The sequence below is a fragment of the Kribbella sp. NPDC056861 genome, assembly GCF_040687575.1.
Lineage (GTDB): Bacteria > Actinomycetota > Actinomycetes > Propionibacteriales > Kribbellaceae > Kribbella.
In genome coordinates, this window is sequence record NZ_JBFBNQ010000006.1 from 702,040 (window position 1) to 723,526 (window position 21,487).

Below are 21,487 nucleotides of genomic sequence, written 5' to 3' on the forward strand. Positions count from 1 at the left end.
CTGGCAATCGACAACGGATTCACGCGCCGAAGACGCACTCACCTTCGACAAAGGTCGCCACCACCGTCGTCAAGCCGATCTCCTCCACCGGCTGCGCGAACGGGTCCCGGTCGAGCACCGCGAGATCCGCGAGCATCCCCGGCGCGATTCGCCCGGTCTGGTCGGCATGGTTCACCCACGCACTCCCCGACGTGTACGCCGCCAGCGCCGTCGCCAGGTCGAGCGCCTGCTCCGGCAAGAACGCCTCGTACTCCCCGTCACCCGTCTGCCGATTCACCGCAACCTGTACTGCGGCCAACGGGTCCGGGCTCGACACCGGCCAGTCCGAGCCGCACGCGAGCCGAGCACCCGACCGCGCCAGATCACCGAACGGGTACTGCCATCCGGTCCGCTCCGGCCCGAGGAACGGGATCGTCAGCTCGTTCATCTGCGGTTCGTAGACCGCCCACAACGCCTGCATGTTCACCGCGACGCCCAGCGCCGCGAACCGGCCGATGTCATCGGGGTGGACCACTTGCAGATGGGCGATGTGATGCCGCTGATCGCTCTCGCCGTTGGCCGATCGCGCCGCCTCGAAGGCATCCAGCGCTTCCCGGACCGCGCGGTCGCCGATGGCGTGCACATGGACCTGGAAGTCGGCGGCATCGAGCGCGGTGACGTGTTCGCGAAGGGCGAGTGGGTCGACGAAGGAAAGGCCCGCGTTGGCAGTGCGGCAACCGCAGCCGTCGTAGTACGGGTCGAGCATGCCGGCGGTGAAGTTCTCGGCGACGCCGTCCTGCATGATCTTGACGCTGCCGGCTCTGAGTCGCGGGAACTCACGGAGGGCTTCGCGGCGATCGACCAAGCTCGGGAGCTGCTCAGCGCCCTGGTCGCGGCGCCACCAGAGAGCGCCGTTCACGCGAGCGGTGAGGCGACCCGAGCGGGCGAGTTCGACGTACGCCGGGGTCGAGTCGGAGAGGTTCGCGTAGTCGCCGAGGATCGCGTCCTGCCAGCCGGTGATGCCCATCGAGTGGAGATAGGCCTGCGCTCCGAGCAGCGCGGCGACCTGCTCCTCGTGAGTGGTCGGCGGGACGATACGGCCGACCAGGTCCATCGCGCCTTCGTGCAAGGTGCCGGTCGGGGTGCCGTCGGGTGCCCGTTCGATCCGGCCGTCGGCGGGGTCCGGCGTACGGGCGTCGATGCCGGCCAGGGCGAGGGCGCGGGAGTTGACCCAGGCGCCGTGGTGGTCGGCGTTGACTAGGAAGGCCGGGCGATTGCCGGTGACAAGGTCGAGGTCGGCTGCGGTCGGGGCGCCGCCGAGGTAGTCGGGTTGGTGCCAGCCGCCGCCGAGGATCCACTCGCGATCGGGGTGCGTTTCGGCGTACTGCGAGACCGTGGCGAGGGTCGCTTCCCGGCCGGAGACCGGAGAGAGGTCGCAGCGGGCTCGCTCGAGTCCGCCTTGGACCGGGTGGATGTGGGCGTCGACGAAGCCGGGGACGAGGAGACCGCCTTGCAGGTCGACCACTTCGGCGTTCGGGCCTCCGAGGTCATTGCCGGGACCGGCCGAGAGGATTCGGCCGTCGCGGACCACGACCGACCAGCCTGGTTGGTACCGCAGGCCGTTGAAGACCGAGCCGTTGACGAACAGGGTGTCCACCCGAGTGTCCTCCTTGTTGTACGGAATCCGCAGAAAAGTGCCTCAGCAACTGCTGACATCGGCAGGATATCGGCCACACGCAGACGAAATCACTTGCCAGTCCGTGACCTCGGCAGGCAGGATGGCGACCAAGGTCAGCTTGAGATAAGGAATCCGATGATGCCGTCCGACGCCCTTGACGACGCCGACTTCGCCCGCCTGCAGCAGTCCGCGCGCGACCACCTCTGGATGCATTTCACCAGGATGGGCAGCTACCAGACCGCCGAGGTCCCGATCATCGTCCGCGGCGACGGCGCCTACATCTACGACGCCCACGGCAAGCGCTACCTGGACGGGCTGGCCGGCCTGTTCGTGAACCAGCTCGGTCACGGCCGCACCGAGCTGGCCGAGGCCGCCGCCAAGCAGGCCTCCGAGCTGGCCTTCATGCCGCTGTGGTCCTACGCGCACCCGAAGGCGATCGAGCTGGCCGAGCGGGTGGCCAACTACGCGCCCGGCGACCTCAACCGGGTCTTCTTCACCAGCGGTGGCGGCGAGGCCGTCGAGACCGCCTGGAAGCTGGCCAAGAACTACTTCAAGCTGACCGGCAAGCCGCTGAAGCACAAGGTGATCAGCCGGGCCATCGCGTACCACGGCACCACCCAGGGCGCGCTCTCGATCACCGGCATCCCGGAGCTCAAGCAGCAGTTCGAGCCGCTGGTGCCGTCGACCTTCCGGGTCCCCAACACGAACATCTACCGCGCGCCGATCCACGGCGACGACCCGGTCGCGTTCGGCCGCTGGGCCGCCGACCAGATCGCCGTCGCGATCGAGAGCGAAGGCCCCGACACCGTCGCGGCCGTCTTCCTGGAGCCGGTGCAGAACGCGGGCGGCTGCTTCCCGCCGCCGCCCGGGTACTTCGAGCGGGTCCGCGAGATCTGCGACCAGTACGACGTACTGCTGGTCAGCGACGAGGTGATCTGCGCCTTCGGGCGGCTCGGCCACATGTTCGGCGCCGAGCGGTACGGCTACCAGCCGGACATGATCACCTGCGCGAAGGGTCTCACCTCCGGCTACTCCCCGTTGGGCGCGATGATCGCCTCGGACCGGCTGATGGAGCCGTTCCTGCAGCAGCACGCGTCGTTCGCCCACGGCTACACCTTCGGGGGTCATCCGGTCTCCGCGGCCGTCGCGCTCACCAACCTCGACATCTTCGAGAGTGAGGGCATCAACGAGCACGTCCGGGACACCGAGGGGGAGTTCCGTGCGACGCTCGAGAAACTGCTCGACCTGCCTCTGGTCGGCGACGTCCGCGGTGACGGGTTCTTCTACGGGATCGAACTGGTCAAGGACAAGGCGACCAAGGAGACCTTCGACGGCGAGGAGTCCGAGCGGTTGCTCCGCGGCTTCCTGTCCAAGGCGCTGTTCGACGCCGGTCTGTACTGCCGTGCCGACGACCGCGGCGACCCCGTCATCCAGTTGTCGCCGCCGCTGATCTGCGACCAGGCGCACTTCGACGAGATGGAGCAGATTCTTCGCTCCGTCCTGACCGAAGCAGAAACCAAGCTCTAGAAGTCGAACCCGAGGCCCAGGCGGTCGAGGGTTCGGAGCCAGAGGTTGCGATGGCCCGCGTGGGAGTCCGCGTGGGCCATCGACCATCTGGTCAGGTGGATGCCGGCGGCCCGGATCGGCTCGGGCGGGAACGGCAGCGGGCGGTCGCGGACCAACTGGAGTTCGGTGCGCTCGGTTTGTTCGGCGTACAGGAGGTCGAGCATGACGTCGGCGCCGAAGCGGGTCGCCGCTACCCCCAGGCCGGTGTAGCCGAGGGCGTAGGCGACGCGGCCGGCGGACGCAGTACCGAAGAAGGCGCAGAAACGGGTGCTGGTGTCGATGACGCCGCCCCAGCGGTGGGTGAAGCGCAGGCCTTCGAGTTGGGGGAAGGTCGCGAAGAAGTGCCGGGCGAGCATCTCGTGGATGCTGTCGCGCTGCTCGAGGGACGGGTCGATGCGGCTGCCGAAGTAGTAGAGCGGGAGGTAGCCGCCCCAGAGGATCCGGTTGTCGCGGGTGAGGCGGTAGTAGTGGAAGAGGTTCGAGGCGTCGCCGATGCCTTGGCGGTGCTGCCAGCCGATCGCTGCTAGTTGCTCGGGTGAGAGCGGCTCGGTCATCAGGACGAGGTCGTAGACGGGGACGGTGTAGAGGCGCAGTCGCTTGAGCAGTGACGGGAAGGCGTTGGTGGCCAGGGCGATCCGGTCGGCTCGGACGGATCCTGTTGCTGTGCGCAACGAGTTGCCGCTCAGGCCGGTGACTGGTGAGAACTCGTGGATCCGTACGCCGAGGTCGAGGCAGGCTTGTCTGAGTCCCCAGGTGAGTTTGGCCGGCTCGATGAGCGCCGTGCCGGTGTAGTCGGCCAAAGCGCCCAGGTACGTGGGGGAGTCGACCTCGGCGCGGACTTCGGTAGCGTCAAGGAGCTTGACGTCGTGAGCTAGAGCCTGGCGAGCCTTGGCCTCTTCGGCCAGAGTTGCCAGTTCGTGGGGCGCCGTCGCGACAGTCAGCTCACCTGTGCGCTCCCAGCCGCAGTCGATCCCGTACTTCGTGATGGTGGCGCCGATGGCGTCGAGGTTCTCCGCGCCGAGTCGCTCGAGCGTCTCCAGCTCGTCCGGCCAACGGGCTCGGCCGTTGCCGAAACCGTGGGTCAGGCTGGCGTCGCAGAAGCCGCCGTTGCGGCCGCTCGCCGCGTTGCCGCAGGTCGAGGCTTCCAGCACCACGATGTCGAGGTGGGGGTAGCGCTCCTTGGCTCGGAGTGCTGTCCAGAGGCCGGTGTAGCCGCCGCCGACGACGGCGAGATCGGCGCGCTGGGCGCCGACCAGGGCGTCAGTGGGTCGGGGCGCGGCGGGGTCGTCCAGCCAGAAGACGCGGGGCTGGGCGTCGCGGAGCGCAGGCAGCTCGCTCATCTGACACGAGCGTTTCGTCTGCGGCGAGCCAGCTCACCACCGAGGACGAGAACCAGCGAGAGCAGGAACATCGCCGTACCGATCACGTTGATCTGCGGCGGGATGTCGCGCTGCGCCGAGCCCCAGACGAACATCGGGAACGTCACCGTCGTACCGGCGTTCAGGTTGGTGATGATGAAGTCGTCGAAGGACAGCGAGAAGCTGAGCAGCGCGGCGGCCAGGATGCCGGGGAAGACCAGCGGGAAGGTGATCCGCCAGAACGTCTGCCACTCGTTGGCGTAGAGATCCATCGCCGCCTGTTCGAGCCGGGAGTCCATCCCGGTCAGCCGCGCCTTCACCGTGACGACGACGAACGACAGGCAGAACATCACGTGCGCGATCAGGATCGTCCAGAAGCCGAGCCGGCCGCCGAAGCCGGACGAGACGAAGAGCGCGAGCAGCGACGAGCCGAGCACGATCTCCGGCGACGCCATCGGCAGGAAGATGAACAGGTTGGTGGCCGCCCGGCCGCGGAACCGCTGGCGCACCATCGCGAACGCCATCAGGGTGCCCAGCGCGGTCGCCACGATGGTCGAGGCCAGCCCGATCTGCAGGCTGGTGCCGACCGCGTCGCAGAGGCCGAACGGCCGGCACGGGTGCTGCCAGTTGTCCCAGGTGAAGCCGTCGAAGGTGTAGGACAGCTTGCTCTTGGGCGCGTTGAACGACATCAGGATCACGACGAAGATCGGCGCGAACAGGTAGAGCAGCACGAGCAGTCCGAGGAACAGGATCAGGTGCTGGCCGATCCAGCGGCCGACTCTGGTCATACCAACTCCTCCGTTCCGGCCCGGCGGACGTAGAAGAGGACCAGGACGACGATGGCCGCCATCAACGTGACCGACAGCGCGGCGGCGGTCGGGTAGGCACCGGCCGCGAAGAGTCGCTGGATGTCGTTGCCGATCATCCGTTGTTTCGGCGTACCGAGGAGTTGGGCGTTGATGTAGTCGCCCGCCGCCGGGATGAAGGTCAGCAACGTGCCGGCCACGACGCCGGGCATCGACAGCGGCAGCGTCACCGTGCGGAAGGTGGTGATCGGCCCGGCGAAGAGATCGCCGCCTGCCTCGATCAGCCGGTGGTCGATCTTCTCCAGGCTGGCGTAGAGCGGCAGGATCATGAACGGCAGGAAGTTGTAGGTCAGCCCGGTCACCACCGCGGCCGTGGTCGCCAGCAGACGACCGTCGGAGCCGAGGATGTGCACGGCCTTCAGAGCGTCCACGACGAAACCGTTGTCGCTGAGCAGCAGCTTCCACGACAGCGTGCGGATCAGGAAGCTGGTGAAGAACGGCGCGATCACCAACGCCAGCAGGAAGTTCTTCCACCGCCCTGCCTTGAACGCGATCGCGTAGGCGAGCGGATAGCCGAGCAGTAGGCAGAAAGCCGTTGTCAGCAACGAATACCAGAGCGATCGACCGAACGGGCGCGCGTAGTCGGCCAGTGCGTCCACGTAGTTGTGGAAGCTCCAGGTCATCGAGAAACCGGCCTCGATCGAGCCGTCCGGGTTGTAGAGGCTTGCCGCCAGCAACGACACGATCGGTACCACGAAGAACAGGATCAGCCAGAGCCCGCCGGGAAGCAGCAGCAGATACCCGGTCAGGCTGCGTCCTTGCCGCTCAGGCTTCGCCGACGCCGACGCCGCCGCTGCGGGGCCGGGCAGTTGACCGAGGGCGCTCATCCCGCGTCCGCGATGTCCTCGACGCCGGCCTTCGCGTCCTGTGCCGCGTCGAGCACGAACGTGTGGGACGGCTGCCAGTGCAGATCCACCGCGTCCCCGACCTTCAGCGCTTCCCGAGCCCCGGTGTTCTGCTCGAACACGGTCAGCTCCTGCCCCCACGGCAACTTCGCCAGGTACTGCGTACTGACGCCGATGTAGCTGACATCGGTCACCACCGCGGAGCGGAGTACGTTCGCGCCGGCGTCCTCCTCCGAACCTGCCTCGGCGAGGAAGACCTTCTCCGGTCTGATCCCCATCCAGACATCGCCCTCGGTGACGCGGCAGCGCGGTACCGGCACAACCACCTTGCTGCCCTGGACGTCGACCACCAGGTTGCCGTCGGTCTGGCCGACGATGGTCGCCCGGACCAGGTTGGACTGGCCGAGGAAGTTGGCGACGAAGGTGGTGGCCGGCAGGTCGTACAGCTCGGCCGGTGAGCCCAGTTGCTCGATCACGCCACCGTTCATCACGGCGATCGTGTCGGCCATCGTCATCGCTTCTTCCTGGTCGTGCGTGACGTGCACGAAGGTGATGCCGACCTCGGTCTGGATCCGCTTCAGCTCGATCTGCATCTGTCTTCTGAGCTTGAGATCCAAGGCACCCAGCGGCTCGTCCAGCAGCAGCACCTGGGGCCGGTTGATCAGCGCGCGGGCGAGGGCGACCCGTTGCTGCTGGCCACCGGACAGTTGCCCCGGCTTGCGTTTGCCGTAGCTGCCGAGCTCGACGAGTTCGAGCATCTCGTCGACCTTCTGCTGCACCTCTTTGATCTTGCGGCGACGCAGCCCGAAGGCGACGTTCTCGAAGATGTCCAGGTGCGGGAAGAGCGCGTAGTTCTGGAAGACGGTGTTGACCGGCCGCTTGTACGGCCGCAGTCCGGTGATGTTCTGCTCGCCGAGACTGATCGTCCCGGTGGTCGGTTCCTCCAGGCCGGCGACCATCCGCAGGGTGGTGGTCTTGCCGCAGCCGGACGGGCCGAGCAGTGCGAAGAACTCGCCCTGCGGCACGGTCAGGTCCAGCTGTTTGACGGCGTGGTGACCGGCGAACTCCTTACTGATCCCGGTCAGCACTAGGTCAGCAGTCATGGCGGTCAGCCCCCGATCGCGAGGTTGAAGTCGGTTTCGTAGAGCTTCGCCTTGGCCGTGTCCAGCGGCATGAACGCGAAGGTCTTGTCGAGCATGGTCTGGTCGGGGAAGATCAGCGGGCTGTCGACCAGCTCGGGATCGATCTTCTCCATCGCTTCGCGGGCGCCCTCGACCGGGCAGATGTAGTTGACCCAGGCCGCCAGCGTGGCCGCGACCTCCGGGTCGTAGTAGTAGTTCATCAGCGCTTCGGCGTTGGTCTTGTGAGTGGCCTTGTTCGGCACCAGCATGTTGTCCGACCAGAGCCCGAGACCCTCCTCGGGGACGACGAACTTGATGTCGGGGTTGTCGGCCTGCAGCGCGAGCACGTCACCCGACCAGGCTTCGCAGGCGACGATGTTGCCGGCGTTCAGGTCCTGCACGTAGTCGTTGCCGGTGAAGCGGCGGACCTGCCCGGAGGCGACGTACCCGCTGAGCCGGTCGAGTGCCTTGCTCCAGGCGGCGTCGTCGAACTTGCCCGGGTCGGCGCCGTCCAGCCGGAGCATGAACGACATCGTGTCGGGCATCTCGGACAGCAGCGTGACCTTGCCCTTCAGATCGCTGCGGCTGAGCAGATCGGCATAGCTGCCGACCTCTTTCGTGTACTTCGCGTTGTAGGCGATGCCGGTCAGACCGGTCTGCCAGGGCACGCTGTAGTCGCGATTCGGGTCCCAGCGGGGTGCCTTGAGTTGCTTGAGCAGGTGCTTGTCGACGTTCGGGATCTTGACGTGGTCGAGCTTCTGGATCCAGCCGAGACCGACCGTGCGGGCGGCCATCCAGTCGGTCAGCACGAAGATGTCGCGGCCACAGGGCTGACAGGAGCCGAGCTGGTCGCGGACCTTGGCGTAGAACTCGGAGTTGTCGTTGACGTCGGCGGTGTAGGTGACCTTCAGGCCGGACTGCTTCTCGAAGTCGACCAGCGTCGGCAGCACGGTCTGGCCGTTGACCTTCTCCTCCGACTCGTCCATGTAGCTCGGCCAGTTGGAGAAGATCAGCGTCTTCTCGGTCGCCGACTTGTCGGTGCTGAGGCAACTGTCGGCGCTCTGCTTCGCGGCCGGGATGCCACAGGCGTTCAGCAGCCCCGCGGCGCCCAGCCCGAGCGCGGCGCCCCGGAGTACGGCCCGGCGCCCGACGACAGGCTGCGGACGAGGGCTCATCTGACCTCCCTGGCAGGGTCTTTCCTGAGGGTCGTTCGCGGGCGATACTGTCAAACGGTTTCCGCCAAGACAAGGGATTCCGCAGTTGAATGCTCATTTCGCAACGGATTCCGGTAAGGCCGCTTGCCTAGGCCCGGGGGCGCTGAGAGGATCTGCAGGGTGACCGCACGCACGGGGAACCCCGACAAGAACGCAGTACTGCTCGATGACACGGCCAAGGCGATCATCCGCGAGCTCCAGCTGGACGGGCGCAAGTCGTACGCCGCGATCGGGAAGGCGGTCGGGTTGTCCGAGGCCGCCGTCCGGCAACGGGTGCAGCGGCTGACCGAGGCCGAGATCATGCAGGTCGTTGCGGTGACCGATCCGCTGGAGATGGGGTTCGCCCGGCAGGCGATGATCGGGGTCAAGGCGGAGGGTGCGCTGGAGCCGATCGCCGAGGCGCTGGCGGCGATGGACGAGATCGAGTACGTGGTGATCACGGCTGGGTCGTTCGATCTGCTGGCCGAGGTGCTTTGCGAGAGTGACGAGCAGTTGCTGCGGGTGCTGTCGGAGCAGGTGCGGGCGATCCCTGGGGTCAAGGGGACGGAGACGTTTGTGTACTTGAAGTTGGTCAAGCAGACGTATTCGTGGGGTGTGCGCTGATTCTCTGGGCGGCTCCGGATGCTTCGGCCGCTGCGGGGGCTTCGGGTGCTGCGGGTCGGCCGGCGCTGGCGGGTGACCGGGATGCTGACGTGGCGATCGTTGGTGCGGGGTACACGGGGTTGTGGACGGCGTACTACCTGGCCAAGGCGGATCCTTCGCTGCGGATCGTGGTGCTCGAGGCGGAGACGGTGGGGTTCGGGGCGTCGGGGCGTAATGGGGGTTGGTGTTCGGCGCTGTTTCCGGTGTCGTCGCAGCGGTTGGCTTCTCTCTCGAGCCGCGACTCGGCGATCGCTATGCACCGGGCGATGCAGGCGTCGGTGAACGAGGTCGGCCTGGTGAGCGCGGCCGAGGGGATCGACTGCGACTACCACAAGGGCGGCACGATCGTGCTGGCTCGCACTGCCGCTCAACTGGCTCGCGCTCGGGCCGAGGTTGCAGAGGCGGGTGAGTGGGGGCCGGGTGATCTTCGGTTCCTGGAGCCGGACGAGGTTGCTTCGCAGGTGCGGGCGACGAAGGTGCTGGGGGCAACCTTTACGCCGCACTGCGCTGCGCTTCATCCCGGGAAGTTGGTGCGCGGGCTTGCTGCTGTGGTCGAGCGGCTTGGGGTGACGATCCATGAACACACGCCGGTGGTGTCGATCTCGGCTGGGCAGGCAGTGACGCAGTACGGCGTACTGCGGGCTGAGGTGGTCGTGCGAGCGACCGAGGGTTTCACGCCGTCGCTGGCCGGCGAGGCGCGGACGCTGGCACCGGTCTACTCGCTGATGGTGGCGACCGAACCATTGCCTGAGGCAACATGGGATCAGATCGGGTTGGCTGATCGGCCGACCTTCAGCGACCATCGGCATCTGGTGATCTACGGCCAGCGGACGGCTGATGGCCGACTGGCCTTCGGCGGGCGCGGCGCGCCGTACCACTTCGGCTCGCGCGTCAAGCCTTCCTTCGACGTCGAGCCGCGAGTCTTCGGTGCCCTGCAGTCGACGTTGCGCTCGTTGTTCGACGGCTTGGACGATGTCGCCTTCACCCACGCCTGGGGCGGCCCCCTCGGCGTACCACGCGACTGGTGCGCCTCGGTCGGCATCGATCATCAGTCGGGCCTGGCTTGGGCGGGCGGCTATGTCGGCGACGGCGTCAGTACGACGAACCTCGCCGGCCGCACCCTCACCGACCTGATCCTCCGCCGCGACACCCGGCTGATTCACCTCCCCTGGGTAGACCACCGCTCCCCTCGCTGGGAGCCGGAACCTCTGCGTTGGCTCGGCATCAACGCCGGCCTGCGAGCGATGACCGCCGCCGACACGGAGGAATGCCTAACCCGCCGCAACAGCCGAATCGCCCGCCTGATGTCGCCTCTTCTTGGTGGATGACCTGCCCCCTCCACCGCCGCGTCTGGCGCGCGGCACCTTCGCGGTGGCTGATCGCCGCCGGCGCGCAGGAGGTGTTGGCGAGCAGGTCGCACTGGTAGGTGGGTGGCGGCTTCCACGTCCCGCCGCGTCTGGCGCGCGGAACGCTCGCGGTGACTGATCGCCGCCGGCGCGCAGGGGTGTTCTGCCAGCCACCACCCGGCGTACCCCTCAGGCACTCTCCTGCGCGCCGGCGGCGAGCAACCACAGCCTGCGTGCCGCGCGCCAGTAGACAACCTGCGGCTCGGACTGAGCTAGTGGGTGGCGGTGGCTGTTAGGGCTGGGAAGGTGGGGAAGTTAGCCAGGTCGGGGAGGGTTGGTAGGTCGGCGAGGATGGGGCGTTCAATGCTGGCTCGGCCGGAGAGTAGGGCCTGGAGGGCCGGGCCGTGCAGGAGCGTGGGGTGGTGGAGCCAGTCTTCGATGACGGGGACAGCCGCGTGATGATGGTTGGCGAGGTCTCGGAGGCTTAGTTCGTCTACGTCTACCGGGTTGCCGGTGAGTTCGACTATGTCGCTCATCAGGCCGCCGACTTGTTCTTCCCAGAGGAGGTTGTCGGTGGATACCTCGTCGGAGCGGATCAGCAGCAGGGTGACTTCGCTCTTGTGGTTGCCGGCGCCGCGGGCGGCAGCGCCGTACAGGCTGGCGTGCAGGGGTGGGATGCGCCAGGAGGCGATGTTGGCTGCGAGCGTGTCGGCAAAGGTGGCGCGGAGGTTGGCCAGGAGTTCGACGGCTTGGGCTGCCAGGTGGGAGCGGTTCAGGCGGTAGAGCAGCGAGCTGCCTGCTTCGTCGACGTGGACCAGGCCGGTGGAGGCCAGGCGTTGGAGGACCAATCGGACGCCTGCGACGCTGCCGGTGCCGGCCTGGGCGTGCACCTGGCGACCGGACAGCATGCGGTCGGAGCGCGCGAGGACCTGGAGGACGGGGCCGTCGAGGGACGGGATGACGGTGCTGATCGGGGTACTGAAGTCCACCGCTACCGTGCCCACAATTCTGCGTACGTGATCACTATTGTGAGCATAGTGAGCAGCTGATCACACTGTGTCAGCGGCGCGCCGAAGGCTGCCTTAGCGACTCGCGCAGCCACAGCTGGGTCAAGACGGTGAAGTTGATGCGGCCGTCGTAGCGGTGCTGCCAGAAGGTCATGGTCGATGCGCTGTCCTCACCCGGTGCTACGTCAATTTGGAAGTGACCGGACAACTGGCTTGCGTGTACCTGCTGGACGGAGGCGGCGAGTTACAACCGCGGCGATGAGCGTTCCGGCTGCTGTGCCGATCACTGCCAAGATGATGTCGTCGACTGATGCGACGCGGCCGAACCCAAGCATGTACTGCGCGACCTCGATCACGACCGCTACCACTGCTGCTACGAGGCAGCCGCGTCGGATCCCAGCCGGCAGACTTCCGCTCTGAGCGTTCGCCATCAACAAGATGCCCAGCGGCACGAACAGCAGAACGTTGCCGCCGATCTGCGCGGCTGGAACTTGCCAGTCGACCGAGTTGGTCACCAGGTCCGCAATGCTCATCAACGGGATGGCCTCCACTGCACGCCCGCGCTGGCCGGCCGCCGGCGACAAGGTCACCGCAGCCACTCCAAGCGACCATCCAACAAGGAGGGCGTTGATGATGAACCGCCGCCGTTGGCGAGATGAGCGCCTAATCATCGGCAGCAAGACAGCCAGGCCGATCACCACCAAGCCCAAAAGCGGGACAAGTCCCCCGAAGCTACGCCACAACTGAACCATGCATCACCTTTCAAAGGCGTAGCTCCCGAAGGAGCCACCGGCTAAGCGTGACAAAGTCGTTCAAGATAGGCTGTTCGATTGCAGGTTGCTGCAAGATGGTGGCTGTCTGTGACCCAACGATCGACCAGGCTCTCCGCTGGGGCAGTAATCGGTGCCTATCGAGACTTGCAGCAGACCGAAGCGGACATGGTTTCAGTCATCCCTTCACCGAGCCCGCGGTCAGGCCGCTCACGATGTAGCGCTGGAACAGCAACGCGAGGATCACCGGCGGCAGCGCAGCCAGTACGCCGCCGGCCGCGACCAGGCCGAAGTCCGAGGAGAACTTGCCGGTGAACTCGGCGATCGCGACCGGGATCGTCTTCGCGCTGGTCGTCGAGGTGAAGATCAGCGCGTATAGGAACTCGTCCCAGGCCAGCAGGAAGCCGAACATCGCGGTGGCGACGATCCCCGGCCGAGCCAGCGGTAGGACGATCCGGACCAGCGCACCGAGCCGCGTGCAGCCGTCCACCCGCGCTGCGTCTTCCAGCTCGACCGGGAGGCTGAGATAGAAGTTGCTCATCGTCCACAGGCAGAACGGCGTCACGATCGAGCAGTAGGTGACGATCAGGCCGAGCTTGGTGTCGAGCAGCTGCAGGTTCGCCATCGCGAGGTAGAGCGGGATCACCAGCGCGATCGGCGGCAGCATGTAGATCGCCAGGAACGCGAACAACGTCGTACGGCGGAAGCGGAACCGCAGCCGCGCGAACGCGTACCCACCCAGTGAGCCGACGACCAGCGAGATCAGCGTCGTGCAGGAGGCGACGATCAGGCTGTTCAGCATCGCGATCCGGAAGGTGCCGGCCACGTTGTCACCGCCGGCCGACGAAGTGAAGATGTCGCGGTACCGCTCCAGCGTCGGGTGGTCCGGCCAGAGCGTGCCTGCGGTCAACTCGCTGGCCGGCGACAGGCTGGAGATCACCAGCCAGGCAAAGGGGCCCAGGACAACGATTGCGAGGACGGCGCAGAAGACGTAGAGCACGGGATGAGGTCGAGTGCGCATCAGACACCTGCCAACTGGTTCTGCCGGAGGATCCGCAGGTAGAACATCGCCAGCGCGCCGACCGCGATCACGATCAGATAGGCGAGCGCGGCGCCGTACCCGAAGAGCTGGTTCGAGAACGCCTGCAGATAGGTGTAGTAGGCAACGGTCTGGGTGCCCGAGGCGGGACCGCCGCCGGTCATCACGTAGATGATGTCGAACACCTTGAACGCCTCGATCGTGCGCAGTACGAGGACGACCGCGATGCTCGGTTTGAGCAGTGGGACGACGACCGACCAGAAGGTGCGCAGCGTGCCGGCGCCGTCCATCACGGCTGCCTCGCGCAGCTCGCCGGGGATCGTCTGCAGGCCGGCGAGCAGGAAGAACGCGACGATCGAGGTGTTCTTCCAGACGTCGGCGACGATCACCATGTTGAGCGCGAGCACGGGTGAGCCGAGCCACTGGGTGTCGGTGCCGAGGAGCTGGTTCAGTACGCCGTACTGGCCGTTGTAGATCCAGCGCCAGAGGGCTCCGTTGACGATCGTCGGGAGGGCCCAGGGGAGCACGACGAGGCTGCGCCAGAGCCAGCGGAATCTCAGCGGCGCGTTGAGCAGCAGGGCTACGCCCATGCCTAGCGCCAGCTCGACGGCGGTTGAGATGAGAGTGAAGTACGCGGTGTGACCGAGGACCGGGTAGAAGGAGGGGTCGCTGAAAACTTTTGTGTAGTTGCTGATTCCGGCGAAGGGGTAGCTGCCGGGCATGGCGCTGTCGACTTTGTAGAGCGAGATCAGCAGGGTGCGGATGACGGGGTAGAGGACGACACCGAAGACGACGAGGGCGGCCGGGAGCAGCAGGAAGAGCGCGAACTTTCCCTCGCCGCGTGCTGAGGTCTTGCTCACGACTGCAGGAGGCTGTTTGCCTTGTCGGCGGCGTCGTCCAGCGCCTTCTGAGCGGGCTTGCGACCCAGCAACGCGTTCTGCAGCTCGGCCTGCAGCGCCTGGGACATGGCGTTGTAGTTGCGCGCCTGCGGTCGCAGGATCAGGTCGTCGAGCTGCTTCTTGGCCTGCGGAACAACTGCAGGGTTGGTCTTCACGACCGCGGCGTCGTCGTACGACGACTTCCACACCGGCAGCGAGTCGAGCGCGTACTTGTTTTGCTCCGGCTGGCTGGTCAGGTAGCTGATGTACTTGAACGCCGCCGCCTGGTTCTTGCTGCCGGTGGTGACGCAAAGCGCCATCCCGCCATTGACACCGGGCCGGCCGGCCGAGCCCTTGGGGGTCTGGAGCACCTTGACCTGGCCGGCGATCTTGCTCTGCTTCGCGTCGTTGGCCGCGCCGTACATGTAGGTCCAGTTGAGCACCGCGCTCGCCTGCCCGGCCTGGAAGACCCGCTGGACATCGGCTTCGAGCGACTGGGTCGAGGCCGGGTTGGTCAGCCCGTCGACGATCGTCTGCCGCATGAACTCCAACGCCTGAACCCCGCCGCCGGTGTTGAACGCCGCCTTGCCCGAGTCGTCGAGGAACTTGCCGCCCATCGCGCCGAGCAGTTGCGCGTAGTCGCAGACCAGCGCCTCGGCCTGCTGCCAGGACCAGATCAGCGGGTACTTCGCTGCGCCCGTCGCCTTGATCTTCCGGGCTGCCGCGAGCACGCCGTCCCAGGTGTCCAGGCCGGCCGCGTCGACCTTGGCCGACTGCAGGTGCGACTCGTTGTAGAAGAAGTACTTGGTGTCCATGATCCACGGCACGCCGTACAGCTTCTGGTCGTACTCCGCGGTGGCGACCGCGCCGGCCAGCATGCCCGACTTCCACTCGCTCGGCCATTGACCGGTCACGTCGGTGACCATCTTCTTGCCGCCGAACTCGGCCGGCCAGATCACGTCGATCAGCACCACGTCGTACGTGCCCGCCGGGCCGGCCGCGACGATCTTGTCGTGCAGCGCCTCGTAGGCGACGAACTCCGGCTTGACGGTGATGTCCGGGTTCGCGCTGGTGAAGGCGGCGGTCATCTTGGTGATGTCGTCCTCGGAGTACCCCGCCTGTTTCATGAACAGCGCGCGTACCTCGCCCTTGCCGCTGCCCTGGTCGCCGGTGCCGGCGCCTTTGCCGCCGCCGCACGCGGCGAGGAACGCCGCGAGCCCGAGTCCGCCGGTCGCCTGAAGAACGGTCCGCCTGTCGATCGCTGCCATCACTCACTCCGCCTGGTCCGAGTTTGTTAGGCAGCCTGCCTAACTTATCGGAAGTATCATCAGGCTCCGAGGCGGGAGTCAAGGCCTATCCGGAGGTGACGCATGAACCGTGTTGTGAGCGGCACTCCCAGCGCGAGCGTCGTGCTGACCCAGCTGCTGACGGTTGCTGGACCACAGACGCGGTCGGAGCTCGCGGTGGCGTGCGCACTGTCGCGCCCGACTGTCTTTGCCGCGATGGAGCGGCTCGAGTCGCTGGGTCTCGCCGAGCCGGTGGCGCAGCGGAGTGGTCTACCTGGCCGGACTGCGACGCTGTACGGCGTACCGGCTGCTGCTGGTTGTGTCGCCGGGGTGGACATCGGCGGCACGAACCTTCGGGCGGCGGTCTGCGACCTCAGCGGGACGCCGCTGGTCGAGCTGAAGCGGTCGACTCGGGCGCGCGGCGCGGCGAGCGTCGTACGGCAGGCTGTTGAGTTGCTCGTCGAGGCGCGGGTTGCAGCTGATCGGGTCGGCGTGCCGCTGCTGGCCGCGGGGGTGTCGATTCCTGGGGTGGTGAATCCGCACGATCCGATGGTTCGGTATGCGTGGAACGTCGGCGAGGACCAGCCGTACGACTTCTACTCGCAGCTGTCCGACGCGATCGACGGGCCGGTGCTGCTGGAGAACAACGTCAACCTCGCAGCGATCGGCGAGCAGCGACACGGCGCCGGGGCGGATGCGTCGATGTTCGCGGTGATCGCGATCGGGACCGGGGTCGGCGCGGGGATCATGCACAACGGCGTACTGCTGCGTGGTGCTCATGGCGCTGCCGGCGAGGTCGCGTTCCTGCCGACCGGACACGCGCACCGCCGCGGTACGCCGTCGAGCGCCGACGAGGCCGGCGGCAAGGCGCTGTTGCGGGAGGCCCAAGCCCTCGACCCCGCCTTGACCGACGTCGCCGAGCTCTTCGAACGAGCCCGCCTGGGCGACCCCGCCGCGGTGTCGCTGGTGGAGGACGAGTGCCGCCGAATCAGCGAGATCGTCGCCGCCATCTGCGCCGTCGTCGACCCGGAAACAGTCATCCTCAGCGGCGGCATCGGCGACAACGACTTCCTCGCTCAACGCGTCGCGGAACTCTCCTCGGCGCTGCCGATTCCTCCCACTATCGTCCGGTCGGCACTGGGCGACCGCGCGAGCTTGGTAGGCGCGATAGCCACCGCCACCACCCACGCCGCAGAACACCTACTAGCAAGAGTGGAAGCACCCGACTCCGTCACGGGATAGCAGCTCAAGCTGGAGTAGGCAGACCTTCCAGCCCGTCCGGCGGCGCAGTAGCAAGAACCACCGGCGTAACAACCCCCGTCGGTCCTGTCACAACCACCGACGGAACAGGTGGATAGCTGTCGGACCCGAACGGCACCGGCGCCGGCACCGACCCCAACAGCGTCCGCGTGATCTCCAACCCCCACCCATCCAACGCCTGGATATTGTCCGAGCTGGTCCGATGCCCCCCGTACTGCGCAACAACATCCGCCCAGTCAGCCCGCCGCTCCACCGACGGATGCGCGATCAGCGAGTCGGCAGCGTTGACCCAGAACCGGCCGTGCTGCCAAGCGCGAGCCTCGGTGGTCAGCGCGGCAGACCTCTGCGACGCACCAGCCAGATCGTCAGCAGCCAGTGGCTCATAGTGCGGCGCCACATCAGGCCCGACCCGCATCGCGTCGACCAGCCCGACGCTCGGCAGGATCGGAGCGCGACTCCCCACCAGATAAGCATCGCCAACCGCAGCCCGGATCTCGCTCAGCGCCTCGCGGTACAGCGACAACCCCGAGAGCGCCCCGGCAAAGAGATAGTCGAGCTTGAAGTAATCGAAGTACTGCGCCAGCTCACCGAAGACCTCGACCAGATGCGACCGGACGTCGGCGTTGGCCAGATCAAGCGCGAACAGCTCCTGATTCCACCCATTCCCGATCGACGCCCCAGCCCAGTCCGGATGCCGCCGAAGCACCGCGCTGTCGGCGCCGGCGATGAACGGCGCGACCCAGATCCCCGGCCGGTACCCCGACATCCGAATGAAGTCGGTGATCCCGGTCAGCCCTTCCAGCGACGACTGGATCAGCCGATGCCCGTGGAAGTGGAAGCTGCTGTAGCGATCGAACCGAGTGGACGGCCGCAGCCAATCGCCGATGTTCGACTGCCATCCGTCGTCGATCTGGATCACGTCAACGGGCAGCTCGTACTTCGCGATCCCCTCGACGTTCTCCCGGACATCGGTGTCAGTGACAGCCGCGCCGTACTCGTGCCACGACGACCACGCGGTCGGCGAAGCGCGGATCACCGCAGGCTTGGCTGCGAACGATTCCGCCCAGACCCCGAGTGCGTCGTACAGCGGCCGTTCGATGACAACGTGCTCCACCGGACCATCGGCTTCGACGACGAGCGTCGTACCGGTGAGGGTCGCGCGGATCGACGGTATGAGGTCGGGCCTGGTCGTCGCGAAGACGTGCGTAGTACCAGGTTTCGGTACTACGGCCAGCAACCCCTCACCCTGGAATCCGGTCGACGGACGCTCGACCCCAGGGCGACAACTCGTTGCCTGCGACTCGGGCGAACTCGGACCATGACCCCGGCCTGTGACCGGCTGATCACTGCTCGGGCTGCAACTCTGCCACCCGTGCTCGTAAACGCGACCGACCCCCAGGTCGACTTCGACCACCGCGATGCGCTCCATGAGGAACGCTAACCGGAACAGGCAGTACAGCAACAGAGTTCGGACCAGACCAAAAGAGTGACGAGGCAACTACTTTTGGTGTGTGATAGTCAAGTGCGGTGACTATCAAGTGTTTGGACTGCTGATGAGCCGGGCGGAGCGCACCCGGACGAACCCTGATCTCGGCATGCTGTCCGGGCAGCTTCTGTTCGCCGTCCAGCGGGAGCTGTTCGGCAAGCTCGCCGAGCTCGGGTACGACGACCTGCACCCGCGGCACGGCGCAGTACTGGCGTATCTGGAGGTGGACGGCATCCGGGCCACCGAGCTGTCCCGGCAGTCCGGCCAGCACAAACAGGTGATCGGCACGATGGTCGACGAGCTGGAGGAGCTGGGCTACGTCGTACGCCGCCCCGACCCCGCCGACCGGCGCGCCAAACTGGTCTGCCCGACCGAACGCGGCCAGGCCCAGATGGCCGCGGCCGACAAGATCCTGGCCACGATGCAGGAGCGTCACGCCCGCCGGCTGGGCCGCGAGAAGTACGCGGCGTTCAAGGCAGCCTTCCAGGACATCGTCGAACACCAGAAGAACCGCTAAAGCCCCTTGGCGTCGGCTCGCACCGTCGGCGACATCCGCAGCTCGGCGGTGAAGGCGTACCGATCACCGCGGTACACACCCGACGTGTACTCGAAGACCCGCTCACGCCGATCGAAGCTGACCCCGTGCAAGGCCAAGCACGGCTGGGTCCCCGGGATGTTGAGCCAGTCGGCCGTCTTGGTGTCAGGCATCACCGGCTCCAACTTCGACGTACCACTCACCAACTCGATGCCGTACCGACTCCCCAGCAACTCATACAGCGATCCACTCAGGTCCTCAGCCTCGAGCCCCGGCACATAACTCCCCGGCAACGTGGTCCGCTCCACCACCATCGGCATCTCGTCAGCCATCCGCAGCCGGGTGAAGGTGACCACCGGATCCCCCACCGGAATCCGCAAACGCCGCGCCGCCGCCCGCTCAGCCTTCCCCCGCCGAAACTCCAGCATCCGACTCCCCGGCCGCATCCCCCGCCGCCGAATGTCCTCGGAGAACCCCATTATCCCCAACCACTTGGCCACCTTCGGCCGAGCCGTGTACGTCCCACTCCCATGCCGGCGAACCAGCAACTCCTCGATCACCAGTTCGTCAACAGCCCGCCGCAACGTCATCCGAGCCACGTTCCACCGCACCGCCAACTCCCGCTCAGGCGGCAGCGCGGCCCCCTCCGCCAACGTGTCGATCAAGCTCAGCAACAACGCCCGAATCTCAGCGGCCTTCCCGGGCAGTGAACTGTGCATCCCCCTCCCTAACACTGGCCAAGGGTCCCCGCAAACCCTTTCGAAACCAGTGAAACCTTCGAGCCTGGACGTCAAAAACCAACCACAGAAGGGCTTCCATCGGTAGCTGATCTACTTCGGCGAAGCCGGAACTAGTGCCACCGTCACTCTCGCCGACGGGTCAGTTCCATTGACCGTGGCCAGAGTCCCACTTCCGGCGCTGCGCTTCGCCTCTGATCAACGGGTCCGCAAAGGCTGCGACCAGCGCGACCGTGTCCGTGAAATCGGTCGGATACCCGCTGGCGGCTGAGCCTTGACGTCGGAGCCAGGCGGCGTAGGAAGACTGCCGCTGCTGCGGAAGATCGGCGATAACCGAGCTGAGCGGTCTCAAGGTGATCCCTCGGTACGCGGCAGTGGTCGCGAGCGCAGTCCAGATTTCGTCGGCGCCGAAGGCGTTGCTCCGCAGCAGGCGGTAGAGATCGCCGTAGTCCCGGTCTCGGGTATTGAGGTCGCCAAGTTCGATGGCTGTCGAGAGCTTCTCGGCGATGACGGTTGCGAGCGGGTAGCCGAGGATGCTGAAGGTCTCTGAGCTCAGCAGTTGCTGGTAGTCGATGAGTTGCGGTTCTGGAGTCACGGGATCACCGAGACTGACGTCGAGCTGCAGCTTGAGACGCGCGCGGGCGATGGAGGCCGGCATCACCAGGCGCAAACCGTGATAGCGGCCGTCCTCACGGATCGGGACGGTCTTCAGATTCGCGGCGTCGAACAGCACGCCGTCGTCGACCTCGGTTCCGGCGATCTCCGTGATGCGCCGGACGATCTCAGCGTCGTCACCGCTGAAGGCCTGTCCCAGGATGTCGATGTCTCTCGTCGTACGGCGCGCGCCGAACTGCGCCAGCAGCAGGCCACCCTTGAGGACGAAGTTGGTACCACCGGCCGGAGAGGTGGCCAGTCGGTAGAGAAACCGTTCGAGGACGTACTCGATCATGACCTCGTCCGTCGAGCGCTTGGCTCGACGTGCGGAATTACGCAGGTCGTTGTAGACCCGACCAGCGGTGGTGTCACGAGTGGGATTGACCATCAGGCAAGCACCGCTTCGACGGCCGGTCGGATGATGGAGAGTGCGTTCAGTTGGCGAGCGATCTGCTGAAGGGCGCCGATCCCATCTGGCCCGCTGGTTCGTACGTAGCGGGCGAGTGCGGCCACAGCCAGCGTTTGGCCGATGCGATGACGATGGCGCATGGCATCGACCACACTCCGGGCCGCGTCATAGACCGGGACGAACTCCCCTGCGGCTGCTTCGTACTGCTCGATGTTGAGGTCGAAGTTCTTGACCGCGTACTGCGCGACAACAACCGGCGGATAGGAGATTGCAGGGCGTAGCGCGCCCCGCGGTACGGCGATATGGACCGCAGCAGGGATGTCGTCGATCAGTTCATGAAGGGCAAGGGCAGACTCGCCACAGATGACGGCACGGGGAACACGCAGGTGCACTGCCAGCAGATCGAGATGAGCGGTCTCCGGAGCATCTGTCCGCCGGTAGACACCGCGCGACAGTTCATCCACTGATTCATCGCTGACCAGCGTCACCAGGTCTCGGTCAGACAGTCCAGCCTCGTAGGCATGTGCCGCGGTGAACGTCGGAGGCAGCACCGCCATCCGCTGCTCCAACCGAGATGCGTCCATGTAGGAAATCGTACCCCTTGAGGATGCTGAGGGGTACGATTTCCTACACGCGTGCCACTGGCCCTCCTGCCTGCCGCCCCTCTAAGAGCGGTCGCTTGAAGCGCTCGGCCACCAGGCACCTCCCCCTTTAGACTTGTTCTTGTTCTTGTTCTTGTTCTTGTTCTTGTTCTTGTTCTTGTTCTTGTTCTTGTTCTTGTTCTTGTTCTTGTTCTTGTTCTTGTTCTTGT

20 protein-coding genes are annotated in these 21,487 nt (G+C 66.3%); 5 read left to right on the top strand and 15 right to left on the bottom strand.

Annotated elements, in window-relative coordinates; translation table 11 throughout:
* Positions 1-19 precede the first annotated feature (19 nt).
* The gene (locus AB0P21_RS31530) at positions 20-1,636 is read right to left on the bottom strand and encodes an amidohydrolase (RefSeq protein ID WP_363701208.1); all 1,617 of its coding nucleotides are present in this window, start codon (positions 1,634-1,636) and stop codon (positions 20-22) included.
* Between the two features lie 156 nt (positions 1,637-1,792).
* Here AB0P21_RS31530 and AB0P21_RS31535 point away from each other — a divergent pair, with 156 nt between their 5' ends.
* Positions 1,793-3,184 carry an aspartate aminotransferase family protein gene (locus AB0P21_RS31535; protein WP_363701210.1) on the top strand — a complete coding sequence of 464 codons (1,392 nt, stop codon included), beginning with the start codon at positions 1,793-1,795 and terminating at the stop codon, positions 3,182-3,184.
* On the opposite strand, the gene AB0P21_RS31540 is transcribed toward AB0P21_RS31535, so the two are convergent.
* The 5 genes from AB0P21_RS31540 to AB0P21_RS31560 are packed head-to-tail and all read right to left on the bottom strand — an operon-like array spanning position 3,181 to position 8,588.
* On the bottom strand, positions 3,181-4,563 hold the full coding sequence (locus AB0P21_RS31540; protein ID WP_363701212.1) for an FAD-dependent oxidoreductase: 1,383 nt from the start codon (positions 4,561-4,563) through the stop codon (positions 3,181-3,183). The genes AB0P21_RS31535 and AB0P21_RS31540 overlap by 4 nt on opposite strands.
* On the bottom strand, positions 4,560-5,369 hold the full coding sequence (locus AB0P21_RS31545; protein ID WP_363701214.1) for an ABC transporter permease: 810 nt from the start codon (positions 5,367-5,369) through the stop codon (positions 4,560-4,562). The genes AB0P21_RS31540 and AB0P21_RS31545 overlap by 4 nt, the downstream gene beginning before the upstream one ends.
* Positions 5,366-6,274, bottom strand: coding sequence for an ABC transporter permease (locus AB0P21_RS31550; RefSeq protein WP_363701216.1), 909 nt, complete (start codon positions 6,272-6,274; stop codon positions 5,366-5,368). Before AB0P21_RS31550 ends, AB0P21_RS31545 begins: the two co-directional genes overlap by 4 nt.
* The gene (locus AB0P21_RS31555; RefSeq protein ID WP_363701218.1) at positions 6,271-7,395 is read right to left on the bottom strand and encodes an ABC transporter ATP-binding protein; all 1,125 of its coding nucleotides are present in this window, start codon (positions 7,393-7,395) and stop codon (positions 6,271-6,273) included. Before AB0P21_RS31555 ends, AB0P21_RS31550 begins: the two co-directional genes overlap by 4 nt.
* Before the next feature lie 5 nt (positions 7,396-7,400).
* Positions 7,401-8,588, bottom strand: a complete 1,188-nt coding sequence (locus AB0P21_RS31560; RefSeq protein ID WP_363701220.1) for a spermidine/putrescine ABC transporter substrate-binding protein — start codon at positions 8,586-8,588, stop codon at positions 7,401-7,403.
* 159 nt (positions 8,589-8,747) lie between these two features.
* Here AB0P21_RS31560 and AB0P21_RS31565 point away from each other — a divergent pair, with 159 nt between their 5' ends.
* Both AB0P21_RS31565 and AB0P21_RS31570 read left to right on the top strand, forming a co-directional pair.
* A complete protein-coding gene (locus tag AB0P21_RS31565; RefSeq protein ID WP_363701221.1) occupies positions 8,748-9,230 on the top strand; it encodes an Lrp/AsnC family transcriptional regulator in 483 nt (160 codons plus the stop codon).
* 89 nt (positions 9,231-9,319) lie between these two features.
* A complete protein-coding gene (locus AB0P21_RS31570) occupies positions 9,320-10,597 on the top strand; it encodes an FAD-binding oxidoreductase (RefSeq protein WP_363701223.1) in 1,278 nt (425 codons plus the stop codon).
* Between the two features lie 290 nt (positions 10,598-10,887).
* Here the strand turns inward: AB0P21_RS31570 and AB0P21_RS31575 are convergent, their stop codons facing one another.
* The 5 genes from AB0P21_RS31575 to AB0P21_RS31595 form a co-directional block, all read right to left on the bottom strand.
* On the bottom strand, positions 10,888-11,604 hold the full coding sequence (locus tag AB0P21_RS31575) for a hypothetical protein (protein ID WP_363701225.1): 717 nt from the start codon (positions 11,602-11,604) through the stop codon (positions 10,888-10,890).
* A gap of 203 nt (positions 11,605-11,807) precedes the next feature.
* Positions 11,808-12,374 (bottom strand): VanZ family protein, encoded by a 567-nt coding sequence (locus AB0P21_RS31580; protein WP_363701227.1) that lies wholly within the window; start codon positions 12,372-12,374, stop codon positions 11,808-11,810.
* Between the two features lie 196 nt (positions 12,375-12,570).
* Complete coding sequence (locus AB0P21_RS31585; RefSeq protein WP_363701229.1) at positions 12,571-13,413, bottom strand: carbohydrate ABC transporter permease; 843 nt, start codon at positions 13,411-13,413, stop codon at positions 12,571-12,573.
* A complete protein-coding gene (locus AB0P21_RS31590; RefSeq protein ID WP_363701231.1) occupies positions 13,413-14,291 on the bottom strand; it encodes a sugar ABC transporter permease in 879 nt (292 codons plus the stop codon). The genes AB0P21_RS31585 and AB0P21_RS31590 overlap by 1 nt, the downstream gene beginning before the upstream one ends.
* The gene (locus AB0P21_RS31595) at positions 14,288-15,577 is read right to left on the bottom strand and encodes an extracellular solute-binding protein (RefSeq protein WP_363701233.1); all 1,290 of its coding nucleotides are present in this window, start codon (positions 15,575-15,577) and stop codon (positions 14,288-14,290) included. Before AB0P21_RS31595 ends, AB0P21_RS31590 begins: the two co-directional genes overlap by 4 nt.
* Before the next feature lie 102 nt (positions 15,578-15,679).
* On the opposite strand from AB0P21_RS31595, the gene AB0P21_RS31600 reads away from it, so the two are divergent.
* Positions 15,680-16,837, top strand: coding sequence for an ROK family protein (locus AB0P21_RS31600; RefSeq protein WP_363701235.1), 1,158 nt, complete (start codon positions 15,680-15,682; stop codon positions 16,835-16,837).
* 4 nt (positions 16,838-16,841) lie between these two features.
* Here the strand turns inward: AB0P21_RS31600 and AB0P21_RS31605 are convergent, their stop codons facing one another.
* Positions 16,842-18,284 (bottom strand): glycoside hydrolase family 36 protein, encoded by a 1,443-nt coding sequence (locus tag AB0P21_RS31605; RefSeq protein ID WP_363701237.1) that lies wholly within the window; start codon positions 18,282-18,284, stop codon positions 16,842-16,844.
* A 124-nt stretch (positions 18,285-18,408) separates the two neighbouring features.
* On the opposite strand from AB0P21_RS31605, the gene AB0P21_RS31610 reads away from it, so the two are divergent.
* Positions 18,409-18,858 (top strand): MarR family transcriptional regulator, encoded by a 450-nt coding sequence (locus tag AB0P21_RS31610; RefSeq protein ID WP_363701239.1) that lies wholly within the window; start codon positions 18,409-18,411, stop codon positions 18,856-18,858.
* On the opposite strand, the gene AB0P21_RS31615 is transcribed toward AB0P21_RS31610, so the two are convergent.
* The 3 genes from AB0P21_RS31615 to AB0P21_RS31625 all read right to left on the bottom strand — a co-directional run bounded on the left by AB0P21_RS31615 (position 18,855) and on the right by AB0P21_RS31625 (position 21,233).
* Positions 18,855-19,595, bottom strand: a complete 741-nt coding sequence (locus AB0P21_RS31615; protein WP_363701241.1) for a GntR family transcriptional regulator — start codon at positions 19,593-19,595, stop codon at positions 18,855-18,857. The genes AB0P21_RS31610 and AB0P21_RS31615 overlap by 4 nt on opposite strands.
* A 160-nt stretch (positions 19,596-19,755) precedes the next feature.
* Positions 19,756-20,655, bottom strand: coding sequence for a nucleotidyl transferase AbiEii/AbiGii toxin family protein (locus tag AB0P21_RS31620; protein WP_363701243.1), 900 nt, complete (start codon positions 20,653-20,655; stop codon positions 19,756-19,758).
* Positions 20,655-21,233: a hypothetical protein gene (locus AB0P21_RS31625; protein WP_363701245.1), complete on the bottom strand. Its 579-nt coding sequence runs from the start codon at positions 21,231-21,233 to the stop codon at positions 20,655-20,657. The genes AB0P21_RS31620 and AB0P21_RS31625 overlap by 1 nt, the downstream gene beginning before the upstream one ends.
* Positions 21,234-21,487 lie beyond the last annotated feature (254 nt).